Annotated in this window: 13 protein-coding genes; 7 read left to right on the top strand and 6 right to left on the bottom strand. The window is 35.2% G+C overall.

The window, feature by feature from the left end; all coding sequences use genetic code 11:
- Positions 1-88: 88 nt before the first annotated feature.
- From JM83_RS15815 to JM83_RS15825, 3 genes are all read left to right on the top strand, one after another.
- Positions 89-706 (top strand): porin family protein, encoded by a 618-nt coding sequence (locus tag JM83_RS15815; protein WP_144963080.1) that lies wholly within the window; start codon positions 89-91, stop codon positions 704-706.
- A gap of 173 nt (positions 707-879) precedes the next feature.
- A complete protein-coding gene (locus JM83_RS15820; RefSeq protein ID WP_144963081.1) occupies positions 880-1,344 on the top strand; it encodes a hypothetical protein in 465 nt (154 codons plus the stop codon).
- Positions 1,345-1,750: 406 nt separating this feature from the next.
- A complete protein-coding gene (locus JM83_RS15825; protein ID WP_144963082.1) occupies positions 1,751-2,098 on the top strand; it encodes a porin family protein in 348 nt (115 codons plus the stop codon).
- 500 nt (positions 2,099-2,598) lie between these two features.
- Here the strand turns inward: JM83_RS15825 and JM83_RS15830 are convergent, their stop codons facing one another.
- Positions 2,599-3,711, bottom strand: a complete 1,113-nt coding sequence (locus JM83_RS15830; protein WP_144963083.1) for a TlpA disulfide reductase family protein — start codon at positions 3,709-3,711, stop codon at positions 2,599-2,601.
- A 132-nt stretch (positions 3,712-3,843) separates the two neighbouring features.
- Between JM83_RS15830 and JM83_RS15835 the strand changes: the two genes are divergently transcribed.
- Positions 3,844-6,213, top strand: coding sequence for a GAF domain-containing protein (locus JM83_RS15835; RefSeq protein WP_144963084.1), 2,370 nt, complete (start codon positions 3,844-3,846; stop codon positions 6,211-6,213).
- Here the strand turns inward: JM83_RS15835 and JM83_RS15840 are convergent.
- Positions 6,201-7,385 (bottom strand): Pycsar system effector family protein, encoded by a 1,185-nt coding sequence (locus JM83_RS15840; protein WP_144963085.1) that lies wholly within the window; start codon positions 7,383-7,385, stop codon positions 6,201-6,203. The genes JM83_RS15835 and JM83_RS15840 overlap by 13 nt on opposite strands.
- Positions 7,386-7,442: 57 nt before the next feature.
- Here JM83_RS15840 and JM83_RS15845 point away from each other — a divergent pair, with 57 nt between their 5' ends.
- Positions 7,443-11,171 carry a metallophosphoesterase gene (locus JM83_RS15845; RefSeq protein WP_144963086.1) on the top strand — a complete coding sequence of 1,243 codons (3,729 nt, stop codon included), beginning with the start codon at positions 7,443-7,445 and terminating at the stop codon, positions 11,169-11,171.
- Between the two features lie 479 nt (positions 11,172-11,650).
- On the opposite strand, the gene JM83_RS15850 is transcribed toward JM83_RS15845, so the two are convergent.
- The 4 genes from JM83_RS15850 to JM83_RS15865 all read right to left on the bottom strand — a co-directional run bounded on the left by JM83_RS15850 (position 11,651) and on the right by JM83_RS15865 (position 14,172).
- Positions 11,651-12,541 carry a mechanosensitive ion channel family protein gene (locus JM83_RS15850; protein ID WP_144963087.1) on the bottom strand — a complete coding sequence of 297 codons (891 nt, stop codon included), beginning with the start codon at positions 12,539-12,541 and terminating at the stop codon, positions 11,651-11,653.
- A 15-nt stretch (positions 12,542-12,556) separates the two neighbouring features.
- Positions 12,557-13,048 carry a Dps family protein gene (locus JM83_RS15855; protein ID WP_144963088.1) on the bottom strand — a complete coding sequence of 164 codons (492 nt, stop codon included), beginning with the start codon at positions 13,046-13,048 and terminating at the stop codon, positions 12,557-12,559.
- A 100-nt stretch (positions 13,049-13,148) separates the two neighbouring features.
- The gene (locus JM83_RS15860; protein ID WP_144963089.1) at positions 13,149-13,469 is read right to left on the bottom strand and encodes a phosphoribosylpyrophosphate synthetase; all 321 of its coding nucleotides are present in this window, start codon (positions 13,467-13,469) and stop codon (positions 13,149-13,151) included.
- Positions 13,470-13,701: 232 nt separating this feature from the next.
- Positions 13,702-14,172: a thiol-disulfide oxidoreductase DCC family protein gene (locus JM83_RS15865; RefSeq protein WP_144963090.1), complete on the bottom strand. Its 471-nt coding sequence runs from the start codon at positions 14,170-14,172 to the stop codon at positions 13,702-13,704.
- 125 nt (positions 14,173-14,297) lie between these two features.
- Here JM83_RS15865 and rfbB point away from each other — a divergent pair, with 125 nt between their 5' ends.
- A complete protein-coding gene (rfbB, locus tag JM83_RS15870; protein WP_144963091.1) occupies positions 14,298-15,365 on the top strand; it encodes a dTDP-glucose 4,6-dehydratase in 1,068 nt (355 codons plus the stop codon).
- A 3-nt stretch (positions 15,366-15,368) separates the two neighbouring features.
- The gene (rfbA, locus tag JM83_RS15875) at positions 15,369-16,250 is read left to right on the top strand and encodes a glucose-1-phosphate thymidylyltransferase RfbA (protein ID WP_144963092.1); all 882 of its coding nucleotides are present in this window, start codon (positions 15,369-15,371) and stop codon (positions 16,248-16,250) included.
- Positions 16,251-16,551: the final 301 nt, after the last annotated feature.

Raw genomic sequence — 16,551 nt, forward strand, 5'->3', positions numbered from 1 at the left:
GGCTATAATTAGTAATACTTTAAGATCGAATAACGCTTCCTTAACAAATGTAGGACTAATTTTGTTGGCTAACAGTAAATAGAAATAAATGAAAAAATCAATTTTATTAATAGGAATGGCTTTGTTGAGCATAGGTAGTTTAAGTGCTCAAGAAAGTGTTTATTTTGGTGTAAAGGGAGGACTTAACCTTAGCACTTTTAGGGGAGACGGTTTTGGGGATTTTGATAATCCAAGTTCCAGAACTTCTTTTAACTTGGGCCTTTTAGCAGAAATCCCGCTCTCAGATAAGTTTTCTGTTCAGCCAGAGGTGCTGTATTCTGGTCAAGGATATGATATTGCTAGCAGAAATAATGCTAATGATGTAGAATATCAATTAGACTATATTAATGTTCCTGTATTAGCAAAATATTACTTAATAGAAGGACTTTCTATTGAAGCAGGACCACAAATAGGTTTTCTAGTGAATAGCGAAATAGACAGCAACCCAAGTGGGGATGGTGGAGATGTAGCATTGAATGAAGATCAATTTAACAAAGTAGATCTTAGTTTAGGATTAGGAGCTTCTTACAAGTTTAGAGGTGGTTTCTTTGTAAATGCACGTTATAACTTTGGTTTATCTGATGTTTACGATGATTCTTATGTAGGTTTCAAGAACAGCGATGTAAAACATTCTGTATTCCAAGGAGGAATTGGATTTATGTTTTAGAGATCCAATAATCAGTATTAAAGGGCGCAACTGTAAAGTTGCGCCTTTTTTATTTGTATTTCATCCTAACTTATTGATAATCAATGTAAATAAATCCTTTCATTGTGTGTTTATTTGTTGTTTGCTCATATTTTTTTAATAATTTTAAGTAACTAATCTTAAAAATAACAATTATGAAAAAATTACTGGTTCTATTTGTAGTTATCTTTTTCACAGCTACTTCTGTTTACAGTCAGGGCAATTTTAGGTTTGGTGCAAATGGGGGAATTCCTGTTGGGGATGTAGAAGATATTTCAAATTTCCATGTGGGAACAGATGTCGCCTACATGTTTAATGTTGCTGAAATGTTGGATGTAGGTGCGATGGTGGGATATTCTCATTATTTTGCAGATTCTGACGATGCCCAGTTCCTGCCGATTGCTGCATCTGGTCGTTTTGGTCTTTCCTCCCTTTATTTAGGGGCAGACCTTGGGTATGCTATAGGAATAGATGATGGAAATGATGGCGGGTTTTATTATAGGCCACTAGTTGGTTATAAAATTGGGAAATTGGGAATAGCTGCTTCCTATGAAGGTATAAGTATGGATGGGGGATGGAGTTTTAATTCCATCAACCTTGGGATAGAATTCGGCTTGTAGTTTTTTTACAAATAATTCAAACTATTACAAAATAGACTGATTTTATTACACATGAAAAATCGAGTAAATAAAGATGTAATAAATTTGTATATTCATGAAGTGTAATATCCTGATAAAGAACCTCATTATGTTCCGATAGCTATCGAAATTGTTTCAGGATTGGATTTCAATTTTGAACAATATTTTTATTATAATTATATTATTGTTATGAAAATTGGTATAAGTTAAGTATTATATTATTTTTTTATGATAATATTTGAAATAATAAAAATAAATTATATGTTTGATTGCTAAATAATAAAATATCTTAAAATAAAAAACACATTTACTTTTCTGGTAGTTGCTTTTATGACTCTACCTGTATTACAAGCTCAGGAATTCTTTAAAATAGGAGCTAAGGGAGGGGGTGAACTTTGCCAATCTTAATGGGAATGCAGAGAATGTCGATATTCGTACTAGTTTCCATCTGGGTCTTGTAGTGGAAATTCCAGTTGAAGAAAGTTTTTATTTTGCACCTGAGGTTTTATATTCATCCCAGGGTGCAAAATTTAGTGATGAGGGTTTCGATGGAAACTTTAAACTTGATTATATCCAAATTCCTTTGGTGGCCAGATATTATGTATCTAATGGATTTAGTTTGGAAGCAGGTCCCCAAATTGGATTTTTAACCTCATCCGAAGTTGAATTAGAGGATATGGGAGTTGATGGCAAAGATTTTTTTTCTGGTTTTGATTATGGTGTGAATTTTGGTTAAGGGTATAAATTACCTGCTGGAATTTTTCTGCAGGGTCGTTATAATCTTGGTTTAGCCAAGCCAACGTATTGGATTCAGAAGAATTTGGTGATGAAAAATCACAGAACTCTGTTGTTGAACTATCTTTTGGGTATATGTTTTAATTTTTTTAACTCAATGACTATAAAGCGGAAGTTATTTTCCAATGTGGATTGACATTGGAGTTCATTTAAATGCTCATATATAAAATTTATGCCACCAAATGCATTTAATTGCTTGCGATTTATTGTTTTCATAACGTGTTCGTAAGAATCACTAATTTAAGTGAAAAACACAAAACCGCAAAGCCTCTTTAATCAAGGTTTTGCGGTATGTTTTGTTGATAACTTACGGATTTTAGAACTTATTTGAAAGAGCATTATGAAGAATCTGAAGGTTGCAGGTTAAAAATGATAACCGACAAAAAAAGAGAACAAACAGAAATTTCTAATGGTCAAACAAAACCTGCGTAATCGGGATAATTATTTTTCCAACAGCTCCTTAACCTTCGCTTCCAAAGCATCACCTCGAAGATTTTTAGCTACAATTATTCCATTTTCATCCAAAAGGAATGCAGCAGGAATCGCTCGCACATTATATAAAGTAGCAACAGGATCGTTCCAGAACTGTAAATTGGATACTTGCTCCCATGTTAAATTATCATCTTTGATCGCTTGCATCCATTTTTCTTTTTGACCAGCTCTGTCTAAAGAAACCCCTAAGATATTAAATCCCTTATCGTGATATTTTTCATACACTTTTACAATGTTGGGGTTTTCTACTCTACATGGCTTACACCACGCGGCCCAAAAGTCGATCAATGTTACTTTGCCTAAAACATCTTTAAGGGCTATTTCTTCTCCTTGCGGATTTGGAGCCGTAAACTCTGGAGCTTTGCTTCCTATCCCTACCTTGCTTCGTTTGTCCAAATTCTCTTTTAATGCCTTAGCCAAAGATGTTTGTTTGATCTTTTCTGAAAGGTTCCCGTATAGTTCTTTTGCTTCATTTGCAGGAGCTCCCATATTTATCATGTCTGAAAGGATTAAAATAGAAACAAAATTATCGGGATTTTCTTTAACCACTTTTTTCTTATATGCCAGGTCGCTATTTATAAGGCCTTCTTCCTCTTTTTGCAGGTTAGCCATTGCAGAAGAATCTCTTGTGGTGGCCTGAGTTCGTAGGTCTTTTCTAATTCTCATTACCTTGGAATTCAGCTCTTTAATATGATCTAGGTAGGTGTAGAGCAATTTGTTCTCTTTTCCTCCTTCAACCACAGATGCTTGCAAACTATCTTTATAGATCTGGAATTTTATAGGCTCATTTTCTGAAACAAATAGAACGTTTCCTCTAACTCCTTCTACGTTAAGAAAGTTTAAATTAGAAGTTGTAACTTCTGGTAGGTCCAACATGAATTTCCCATCTTTTACTGCAACCGAATCTAGTTTTAAAGGCTGAGTATTTTCATCGAGTTCAGATAGGTAAACCATCTTTCCATCTTCGATGTTTTGAAGATCCCCCGAGATGGAATATCCTTCTTTTTCCTTGTTGCATCCAAGGATACTTAGTACTGCTGTAGCTATTATAAGTCGTTTCATTTAAGTTTGTTTTTGGCAAAAATACACAACTCACTTTGGATTGTTGAATTAAGTTTGTAAAAAAATGTTAATTTCAAGGCTTGGCAGGTAGCGCGCTAAAAGAAATAGTAATTTTAAGCTTTAAAAAAATTTATGAAAAATCAAATTCAGGATTTTCCTTTAGATATAAAAATAAGTTTCCATAAAATTATAGAAGAGTATAAACTTCAATTGGACGAGGAGCAAAGTAGTATATCCAAGGAGTACATGGCAAAGGTATTGGAATATGTTTCGTCCTTTCCAAAACTCGAGGAAGGAATAGAAGACCCTAATGATTTATCTAAATTTAAAGATGTAATTAAAATTTTATTGGATGAGCTTTTTCCAAAAATTTTAAGTAAAAATGAAATTAAAGCAGCTACGGTACCTTTTCATAATTTAATCTTTAATACATCTAAGCGTTTTAAAAAGATTTTGGATAATGCAGGGGAAGGATTCGAGCTTTCTATGCGGAATTTAAATGAGGATATGTTCTATATCTATGGGTGTATTCTAATACTTAACCATCACTACAATTATAAAATAGATTTCTCAAGGCCTTTATATTATGATATTCCGGATGAGACAGGGATATTAAAACATTATAGATTGGCATTGAATGCCGATTTTATCGATATCGAAAAAGGGAAGAACGCTGTTGAAATTACAGAGGACGATGTAGATCTTTTAATACAAAACATAGAGGATGTAGCATTTTGGAAAAAGAAGTTCCCGCCATTAAGTTGGATATTCAAAGGTTTTATAATCATTAATCTTACCGATGTTACGGTAGACGATGCAATCTCTGACCTTAAAACCACGCTGCTTCACAAGGAATCTTCCAATGAAGAAGAATTATTGAAATTTGAGGAGATTTTTCAATCTATTTATAGGATTCCGGATATTAGGGTTGGTTTTACCATGTTCAATAAAAACCGGATGGTTTTTGAGCGTATGGATAATCAAGATTCCTTTAGTTTTATTCTAAACGATAAACAGGAAAGTAATTGTAAAGAGAGCATCTGTAGTAAAACCTTTAAAAAGTTAATAGAAGAACAAACCTATTTTACGATTACGAACGTAGAGCGTTACGCCAAAGAAACAGGGAACAATTTATTGTCACAAAATCTTTTAAAGAATAATGTGATGAGCTGTATTCTGGCACCCATAGCCGTTGAAAATGAACTATGGGGAATTTTGGAAATAGTATCTTATAGAAAAAATGAATTAAACAGTATAAATGCCATTAAACTGGATGATATACTTCCCTATATAGTTACTGCCATAGAACGAAACAGGAGTGAGTTCGAAAACAAGGTCAAGGCGGTGATTCAAAGTGAATGTACGGCAATACATCCAAGCGTGTTATGGATTTTTGATAGGGAGGCAAAGCAATTTATTAAAGATCTCAACAAAGACGGATTAGCTTCCTTTAAGGATATTGCGTTTAAAGATGTGTATCCACTTTATGGCCAAATAGATATTGTAGGTTCTTCTGATGCCAGAAACAATGCTATTCAAAACGATCTAATGCACCAGCTGGAAGAGATAGAACATATTATAGATATGGCCTACCAGATAGAGAATATGCCCATTTATGATCAGGTGCGGTTTAGGATTACAGACTTTAAAGAAGATCTTCAAGACACTTTAAACGCTTCAAGCGAGCAGCGGGTCTTTAATTTGCTTCAGAAAGAAGTGAACCCGTTAATGGAACATTTAAGTAGCCAATCCAAGGAACTGAAGAAATTAGTAGAGAAATACCAAAAGCAATTGAATCCTGAAACAGGGATTATATATAATCATCGTCAAAATTATGATGATACGGTGCAGCGAATCAATAGGACAATGGCGAGGTTGCTTGATAAAAAACAAGTAGAAGCTCAAAAAATATATCCACATTATTTTGAAAGGTATAAGACCGATGGGGTGGACCATAATATTTATATTGGTGCTTCCCTTACCAATAACAAGCCTTTCAATGAAGTGTATTTATACAATCTTAGACTTTGGCAGTTGGCCACCATGTGCGAGATGGAAAACAAATTCTATCAGCTTCAAAAAAACACCCCTATACAATTGGATGCGGCTTCTTTAATATTGGTTTTTAACAGTACCTTATCTATTCGATATAGAATGGATGAAAAGAAATTTGATGTGGATGGCACCTATAATGCGCGTTACGAAATCATCAAAAAACGCATAGACAAGGCGTTTATTAAAAATACGGAGGAGCGAATTACGCAAAAAGGGAAGATCTCCATTGTGTATTCCCAAAGCAGTGATGAACGGGAATATTTAAGGTATATAAAATACCTACAGATCAAACAATACCTGGGAGACGAGGTGGAACTACTGGAACTGGAAGACGTGCAAGGAGTAATTGGCCTAAAAGCTATCCGGGTAAATGTCCTATATCACCCGGATGAGAATGCTTTTGATAAGGCGATCACTTATGAGGGCCTAATGGATTATTTAAGGTAAAAAGCGATCACAAAACTTAATACCGATGCTATTATCCCTACCATAAATACGGTATAAGTTAATCGCAGAAGCATGTACTTTCTATGCAATACCTTTCCTAAAAGGTGAAGATCCAACATAAGGGATTCATATACATAATCCTTGTCCTTAATTATCTCGTTAATTCCCCATTTAAACTGATCGAAGGGCATTTTATGAAAATTCCCAAAGAACAGTAGGTTTACATCCCTGCTTTCAACCTGTTCTTTAGTGAATTCGCCCGTGGTTACATTTGGTCTAGTAGACATAATAGATAAAATGATGGATGCCACACTAAAGATTACCAGGATCAGGGTGGGGATCAATAAGTGCTTATTGGTCACTGCATCTAATTTTGGGATAATGTTCGCCAAGGCAAGGGAGATAATAATTGCATTTACAGAAAGCAAAATATTGGCTTTGGTATCGGCAATATCACTTAGCTTTATATGGTTTCGCATGGTGACCCTAAACAAGCTTTGAATGCTTCTTTCGGGATTGTTATTTTTATATTCCGCCTTAAGCCGGGCTTTGGTTTCTTCTTTTTTTAGTTTCTGAACTTTCTTTGTCCGTTTTTCTAATATTTCTGAAAGATTATTGTCTTTCCCAACTTTCCAGTGCTTTGATGCATATTCTGTATGAAAATTATGCTTATCTGTAAACAAATGTACGTTCTCGGCCAACCATTCCTCAGAAGAATAATTATGAATGTTCAGCAATTGTAATTCCTGCCGTAATAACTCGCTGGTTTCTTCAAAATAGTCTTTTGCAAGATGGGAACAGTCTGCATCCCTAATAATTTTTTCAAGTTTGGTCTTAGGAGTAGTTTCAAATTTGGTAGCCATGATGCATTTTGAAACCAACTCAATGGTCTCTTCGTCTGCATTGTTATCCTTTAAAAATCGCTTGGCAATTTTTACGCTTTCTTCCTCATGTCCTTCAAACTTTACAGTGTACCCAGTATCATGGAGCCAAGCAGATAAGAGCAATACCTCTTCTTCTTTAACATTTATTTCCGAATTCTCAATTAATTCTTTAGTACTTTTAACCACCCGCTTCGTGTGGTTGTAATTGTGATAAACATATGTATTTGGCAGTTTTTCCTTGAACAAATCAAGGACGAACTTATCTGCCTTTTTTAGTAATTCTGTCATATAAAATGTGATTAGATATGGAGCCAAATTACAAAAAAAAATGCCCTTTGGATTTTTATGAAAAAAAATATTATTTTTCTAACTTTATTAGCCATTTTACTACTTGTTGGATGTTCTACCTACGATCCAAAATATAGAGAAGGCGAACCAACCAAGAATTTCAACTATCCTACAGATAAGAAAATCGAGAAATCTTTTTACTTGTTGGGAGATGGCGGCTACTCCCCTCCCGGTGGAAGTTCCAAGGGCTTGATTGCCCTAAAGAATTATATGGATTCTGTAAAGGTGACAGACAATTACACGCTAATTTTAGGAGATAACATATATCCTGTAGGGATGCCCCCCAAGGATAGCCCAGAGCGTGAAGCTGCCGAATATAGATTGGATGCCCAATTGGATGCGTTCGAGACATACGAAGGAAATGTGGTGGTTATCCCTGGAAACCACGATTGGTACAATGAGGGGGTAAAAGGTCTGGAACGAGAGCGGGATTATTTAAAAGAGAAGGTGAAGACGAATTTAATATGGGCTCCAAAAACAGGATGTGGTCTAGATGTAATAGAAATTTCAGAGAATATTCAACTTATAACCCTAGATTCTCAATGGTTTTTGGAAAATTGGGATAGGCACCCTACTATTAATGATAATTGTCCCAAGATAAAAACAAGGGAAGCCTTGTTTTTGGAACTTGCTTCAGAATTGCAAAAAAACCAAAATAAAACAATTATAATAGCAGTCCACCATCCTTTGTATACCAATGGAGTCCATGGAGGACAATACGAATTTACCAGGCATATTTATCCATCACAAAAGAAAATACCCGTTCCAATTTTGGGCTCTTTGGCTGCTTTAATAAGAACAAGTGGGGGAGTATCTATTCAAGATGCACAGAATGAACGGTATAAATCGCTTGTAAAAAGATTGGAAACCATCGCACAAGGTTCGGATAGGTTGATTTTTGTTTCTGGTCACGAACATTCACTTCAATATATAGAACACGATAGTATCCGTCAAATTGTTGCAGGATCAGGATCTAAAGGATCTTATGCGGTACTGAGCAACGACGGCTATTTTGCATATCCCGAACAAGGCTTTGCGGTTTACGATGTTTTTGAAGATGGTTCTTCTTGGGTCAGTTTTTACGGAAACAAAAATAACAAGGCTAAGCTTTTATATCAGAAAGAAGTTTTTTCTGCACCCAAACCTTATGATGTTTCCCACTTGCCAACAGAATTCCCATCAACGATTACTACTTCTATTTACAACGAAGAAGAAACTGAGAAAACGGGCTTATATGAAAGCGTATGGGGCCAGCGCTATAGAGACCTATATGGAACTGCCATAACTGTAAAAGTCGCAAATTTGGATACCTTATATGGCGGTTTAAAACCTGTGATTAAAGGTGGAGGGCATCAAACTATTTCTATTAGAATGGAAGATAGCTTGGGCAGGGATTATAATATGCGCCGTCTTAAGAAGAGTGCTGTTCAATTTTTGCAAACAGTGGCCTTTAAAGGTACTCCTGTGCAGGAGCAGTTGGAAAATACGGTTGCAGAAAATGTGATTGAGGATTTTTATACCGCTGCACATCCATATGCGTTTCTCGCAGTTCCCAAATTATCCAATGCTATTGGTTTGTACCATACAAACCCAAAGTTGTTTTATGTGCCCAAACAAAAAGCACTGGGGGAATATAATTCAGATTTTGGGGACGAACTCTATATGATCGTGGAAAGACCAGAAGATGACTGGGCTGGCATGAAATCATTTGGAGAAGATACCAAGGATATTTTAAGTACTTCAGATATGCTGGAGAAGTTAAGGAAAGATGAAAAATACTTTTTGGATGAAGAAGCATATATAAAGGCTAGAATCTTCGATATGCTTATTGGAGACTGGGACAGGCACCAAGACCAATGGAAATGGGCCGAAGTAGAATTGGCAAATGGCAATAAGCGATTTTTGCCAATTCCAAGAGATCGCGATCAGGCTTTCTCTAATTTTGATGGAGCATTTTTTGGGACATTAAAGGGTTTGGCAGGCTTTGCAAATCAATTTGCGGTATATGGCGATGATATTAAAGATGTAAAATGGTTCAATACCGCAGCTACCGGAATGGATAGAACCCTTATCCAGAATTTGGGAAGGGAAGCCTGGATAGAACAAGCTGAATTTATCCAGAAGAATTTAACCGACGAAATTATTGATGAGGCATTTTTGGAATTGCCAGAAATCACAAGAAACGAAACCACAGATTTTATTGTAAAGAGCCTAAAGGGGAGAAGAGGAAATATTGTGGATATCGCCAAAAGATATTACGATTATATGGCCAAATTGGCCATAGTTACAGGAACAGATAAAGATGACTTCATAGAAATCGAACGTTTGGACCAGGGCAAAACCAGGATTACCATTTCTAGGATAAAAGGTGGTGAAAAAGCTGATGTGGTAAGTGATAAGACATATAATATGGAAGATACAGATGAAATTTGGTTATATGCCCTAGACGATGATGATGTAATAAATGTAATAGGAGATACAGAGAAGAATTTAATCTTTGTTCGGGTTATTGGGGGGCAAAATAACGATGTTTACAAGGTTGCCGAGAATAGTGGAAGAAAGGTGAAGATTTATGATTATCTAAGCAAGCCTAGTACGGTGGAGTCACAAGGGAAGGCAAAAATCAGGTTTAGGGACAACTATAACCAGAACACCTTTGATAAGGATAAAAAGACGTTTAAATCGGGATCCATAGTGCCAGGCTTTGGGTATAACCCAGATGATGGAATTAAAATTGGGGTACAGAGTGTTTCGACCGAGAATGGTTTCAAGAGAAATCCATTCACCATAAGAAACACGTATAGTTTGGGATATTATTTTGCAACAAATGGTTTTGATGCTAGCTATCAAGGAGAGTTTGCTCGAATAATTGGAAATTTCAATTTGGTAATAGGTGCCAATTTTTCCAGTCCAAATGCTTCCAATAATTTCTTTGGCTACGGGAATGAAACTCCAAATTTCGATGATGATCTGGATTATGACTATAACAGGACCAAAATAGGCAGGGCAGGGATCAAATTTGGTTTTGTTAGGAAATCACCCTTCGGAAGTTATTTTGGTTATATGGCCAATTTTGAAGGAATCAAAGTAGATGAGACCGAAAATAGATTTATTACTGAAGATTTTGTTCCCAATGATCCAGATTTTTTCGAAAGAAAATTCTTTGGAGGTCTAGATGCCACATATAGATACGAAAGCTATGACAATAATTTGAACCCTACTCGAGGAATGAAATTCGAATTAAATGGTGGGGGAAAACTAAACCTTGAAGATTTAGATAGAAATTTTGGATATATAAAGCCCTATTTAGGGTTTTATAATGCTCTTTCTGAAAATCGCAAGTTGGTTTTAAAATCCCAAGTACAAGCTCATTTTAATATCGGGGATGATTACGAGTTTTATCAAGCTGCCCAATTAGGAGGGAATTCCGGTCTACGAGGGTTTAGACAACAACGTTTTACTGGGAAAAAAGCATTTGCAACGGGAGCAGACTTGCGTTATAGCTTTAACCAATTTAAGACCTCTTTCCTGCCATTCCAAATTGGAATATTTGGGGGGTATGACCTTGGTAGGGTATGGACAGAAGAGGGAGATAGCAACAAGTGGCATGATAGCTATGGCGGAGGGCTGTGGATTAATAGCGCTGAAGCATTGAGTGCTAAGTTTAGTTTATTTAGTAGTGCAGAAGATTTGAGGTTTACTTTCGGATTTGGATTTAAGTTTTAAAACCATTAGTGTCCGGTTAAAGATTAAAGACCGCTTCACACTTCTAGAGATAAGAAAATAGACTTAACTGTAACTGGGCTTCCGCAGATTCTTGTTATTTTAATGGACAACAAAGTCTTAAAAAGTTAGTTCGACTTAAAAATTTTTTCAAAACAATTTGATATTTTTTTAATGGCAAATGCTGTCATTCCGAACGAAGAATGAGGAGGAATCTTATTTTATAGAGATTTCTCGTCGCTCATACTTCACTCCGTCAAAATAACAAACCATTCAAAATAAATATGCGTATCTGTAAAGTATCCTAAACTGAAAAAGGACGTCATCCTGTTTCGGAAGAATCGGAAATTTCAGAATCTCATTTCAATTTAAATCAATACAATTTTTGAGACCCTGAAAATCCTCACGCTTTCGGTACAGCGTTCTGCGTAATAAAAAAGCCTCTGCAACTGCAGAGGCTTTTCCTGTTTAAAATTTTGATATTATTCCTCTTTCTGAGGACCATTAATAGATAGCTTATTTGTAAAATCGATTGTTCTGATAGGGAATGGAATATTGATTCCGTTTTTATCAAAAGCTTTCTTAATTGCGATTATCGCTTTGTTCTTTGCCATTAATATATCCCGATTTCTTGCAACATCTGTCCAAAAACGAACAACAAAGTTAATAGAGCTGTCCCCAAATTCACCATACATAAATTCTACTTCTTCATTGCCTCGCTGCGGAAAAAGGGACTCCATGGTCTCTGTAGTTAGTTTTTGAACGAATTCCAGATCGCTACTGTAAGCTACCCCACAATTAACCATCACCCGGGATCTTGCAGTTCTAGTGAAATTCTTAAATGGCTCATCGACGATCTTGGAATTTGGAATCATCACATAGTTGTTATCAGATTCCTTAACAACTATGTTCCTCAAATTAATTTCCATAACTTCTCCTGCATATCCATTGGTCTCTACCCAATCCCCAATTTGTAGTTCTGGTAAAAAACTTAGGATAACCCCGCTAAATGTATTGCTAAGTGTGCCCTGCAAGGCAAGCCCGATTGCCAGACCAACTACACCTGCACCCGCAAGAACAGAGGTCAAGACCTTATCTAAATTCAACAGTCCTAAAGCGACAAAAAAACCAAGCAGAATAATTAAAATCTTAACAACCTTCGTGGTAATCTGCCTTATAGAGTCTTGAGAACCTTTTCTTCTAAGCAATTTATCTGCTATTTTTGCTGCATATTTCGCAATAAAAATAAATAGCACAAAAATTACCCCAGCTAATATGAAATTTGGAAGGTTGAGGATCAAGGAATCCAGCCATGTGGCCATTTTAACCCAAATACCTTTAATAGAGTCGTTTAAATTGAAATCTTTGATCATCCAGTAGTTTATAAATTATAAGGTTTTATGAGTATCGTTGGTTTTCATTTTCCATGCATCCAACATCCAACTTGTTTTTTCCAATTCTCCAATATACGCTCCTATTAGGTCAATTGTTCCTTCATCACCACCTTTATCTGCTTCTTCAACAACTTTTCTTAACTGTTTTAAAATAATGCCATGATCTTTCAGTAAAGTCTTGATCATTTCAGAATCTGAAAGATCGGACTTGGACTCTTTTACACTGGAAGATTTCAAATAATCACTTAAGTTACTTGCTGGTTGATAGCGAAGTGTAAGTATTCTTTCTGCTATTTCATCTACTTTCAGTTTTGCATCGTCATATAATTCTTCAAATTTCTCATGAAGATCAAAAAAGTTCTTTCCCATCACGTTCCAATGAAAGTTTCGAAGTTTTTGATAATATAAGTGATAATCTGCTAAAAGAATATTTAACTCTTTTACTGTATTAACTGTTTTTTTTTCGTCTAATCCTAAATAGCTCATAGTTTTTGTTTATTGATTTTTAAAATACGATACGAAATTATGATAGTTTGTAGTGCTATCCAATTTTGGAAGTTGGTTTAATATAAATTTAACGAGAGGCTTATTTCGTTTCCCTACTAGATTTAAGATCAAGTTTATCCATTAACTCTTTTGCTATTTGACCCCCTGAAATCCCGTATCCATCTACCAAAGTTCCTTTTTTACCATCTTTGGTATGAATGCAATATAAGATGGCATTATCATCTGGGTTGCTCATTCCTTCAAATCTCAAAACCTTATCTACTTCAAAATCGTCTGCATGGTAAGATTCTGATTGAGACTTCAATTCGATTTTTTCATCCAATAAATTAAAATCATATTCGTAACCTTCCTCTAATTTCAACTTGTTTATTGCTTGAGACAACGTGCCGTAATCTTTCATTTTATCTTGGTTTTAATTTAGTTTGAAGTTACAGCCTAGCGTATCTAAAAGCAAATCGCATTATTGATTTAAGATATATTTAACTCAAAAAAACGGGATTATTTTTCTTGATCTTTTCTTCTGAAGAGGGCGAATGGAATTGCGAAAAAAACAAACAAGTACCAGCCTGTCAATATTCCTATTAACGTGATAAGTGCAGCAACAATATATAGCCAATATGTTTTAATGAATTTCATAATATTAAAAATAGAAATATAAACATAAAAAGCAGCAGATAATACATCCAATAAAATGCAGGCTTTTCAGGATCCTTTCCAAAAAGAACGATTGTGGCCTTGTAATAGAAGTTTCTATTTTTTGCAATATGATTGTACCCCAAATCACTTATTTTTTGAAACCATCCCTCTTTAGCATACCAAATATGCCATTTATCGTCGCCGGCGATATACAGGCTTCTGTAAGCAGAATCTGAGCCAGAATAAACGCACCCATCAATCTCAATTAGTCGGCTTGCCTTTTTAAATTCTTTTTCAGGAATGTCTGGAAATTGAGCAGCAACTTCTTGATAAGTTTTAAAACTCAAATCGTTCTTGGTCCTTAATTCCCATCTGGTTTTCCACCACTTACAAAATTTGCATTCTCCATCCCAAACTAAAATCGGGCTACTCGGCGGATACTTGGTCTTGGTTATTTTCTTAAACATTTTGTGGTATTACTGAAAAAGTAAAATTATAAAATTTGAATTTGATACTTTTGTGAAAAGCACCTAAAAATTTGAATGTACGAGATGTCATTCTCTTTAGGTTAATATGATGGTAAAGCAATCCTATGCAAAAAAAGATTGGGAAGAAAATTTTAGTTACTGGAGGAGCTGGTTTTATTGGGTCTTATGTAGTTGGATTATTTGTAAATAAATATCCCAACTACGAGGTGTTCAATTTAGATGCGTTGACCTATGCGGGGAATTTGGAAAATTTGAGGGATATCGAAGGGGTATCAAATTATACTTTTTTAAAAGCAGATATTAATGATGCCCAAGAGATAGCAAGATTATTTCAAAAACATCAATTCGATAGGGTAATTCATCTCGCAGCAGAATCTCACGTAGATCGATCCATTACAGATCCCTTGGCTTTTGTTAAAACCAATGTGATTGGTACGATGAATTTATTGAATGCTGCAAAAGAATGTTGGAAAAATGATATGGAGAATAAAGTGTTCTATCACATTAGTACAGATGAAGTATATGGTACCTTAGGAGAAACGGGATTATTTACAGAAACCACATCGTATGCCCCTAACTCTCCTTATTCGGCCTCCAAAGCAAGTTCAGATCACTTTGTAAGGGCTTACGGGGAAACATATGATCTACCATTTATAATTTCCAATTGTTCCAATAATTATGGGCCCAATCAATTTCCCGAAAAACTGATTCCTTTATTTATCAATAATATAATTGAAGAAAAACCACTGCCTGTTTATGGAAATGGTGATTATACAAGGGACTGGTTGTATGTAATTGATCATGCATGTGCAATTGATGAGGTTTTCCACAAAGGAAAAAATAAAGAAACCTATAATATTGGTGGAATCAATGAATGGAAAAACATTGAGCTTGTAAAACTTCTATGTCAAATAATGGACGTTAAACTCCATAGGAAGGAAGGGAGCTCTGCCAAACTAATCAGCTTTATAAAAGATCGTCCAGGGCATGATAAACGTTATGCGATTGACGCGTCCAAAATAGGCAAACAATTAGGTTGGAAACCAACGGTAACTTTTGAAGAGGGTTTGGTTAAAACAGTCGATTGGTACTTAAATAATGAGGAATGGTTAAATCATCTAACTTCTGGAACATATAAGGACTATTATTTTAATCAATATTCTACCAAATAACTTATGAAAGGAATAATATTAGCGGGAGGAACCGGCACAAGGCTCTATCCCATAACAAAAGGGATTTCCAAACAGTTATTGCCCATTTATGATAAACCGATGATTTATTACCCATTATCGGTTTTAATGCTGGCGGGAATACGGGAAGTTTTAATAATATCCACCCCAGAAGATCTCCCCAATTTCAGAAAATTATTGGGAAATGGAAAGGAGTTGGGCATGAGTTTTTCTTTTTTGGAACAAGCTTCGCCAGATGGCCTGGCCCAAGCATTTATAATTGGTGAAGAATTTATAGCCGATGATGATGTATGCCTTATTTTGGGTGACAATATTTTTTACGGACAGGGTTTTACGGGAATGCTAAAAAGTGCTGTTGAAAACTCTAAAAACAGAAAAGCTACCGTTTTTGGTTATTTCGTACAAAATCCCAAACAATATGGTGTTGTAGAATTTAGTGAAAACGGGAAAGTTAAGAGCATACAAGAAAAACCCACAAACCCAAAAAGCAATTATGCCGTTACAGGCATCTATTTTTATCCAAATTCGGTTATCAAAATAGCAAAAACGGTTAAACCGAGTGACCGTGGCGAATTGGAAATCACTAGTGTAAATCAGGAATATTTAAAAGCTGGAGATCTAGAAGTGGAACTTATGGGTCGGGGTTTTGCTTGGCTGGATACGGGCACCCATGAATCCTTTTTGGAAGCTTCCAATTTTGTGCATACCATAGAAAAACGACAAGGATTAAAAATAGCTTGTTTGGAGGAGATAGCTTTTGATAAAAAGTATATTTCCAGGGAAAAACTCAGTGAACTGGCAATTCCATTAATTAAAAATGAGTATGGGCAATACTTGATGAATATTTTAAATAAAAATAAGCAATAACCTGAAACTTGATTAGATTAAACTGATGATAAGCATGGATAATTAGTCAAATAATTTAAATCTACACAGCTTGAGAAGTATCCTGATTTTTAACCAAAAGCAGTAGAATTAAAATTCTGAAAACCCTTACAAAGGAGATGATCTTAGAGAGTACTTGTGTTTTTTACCAGGTTTTCTCAAAAAACTGTTTATTAAATTCTCTTTTAGAACTTTTGAAGTTGGAACTACTATTATTATCAGTTATATAATCTGTTTCACTTTTAAAAAATTTAGCTAATAAGGCTAATGGAGTAAGGATACA

This window comes from Gillisia sp. Hel_I_86 (assembly GCF_007827275.1).
Classification (GTDB): Bacteria; Bacteroidota; Bacteroidia; order Flavobacteriales; family Flavobacteriaceae; genus Gillisia.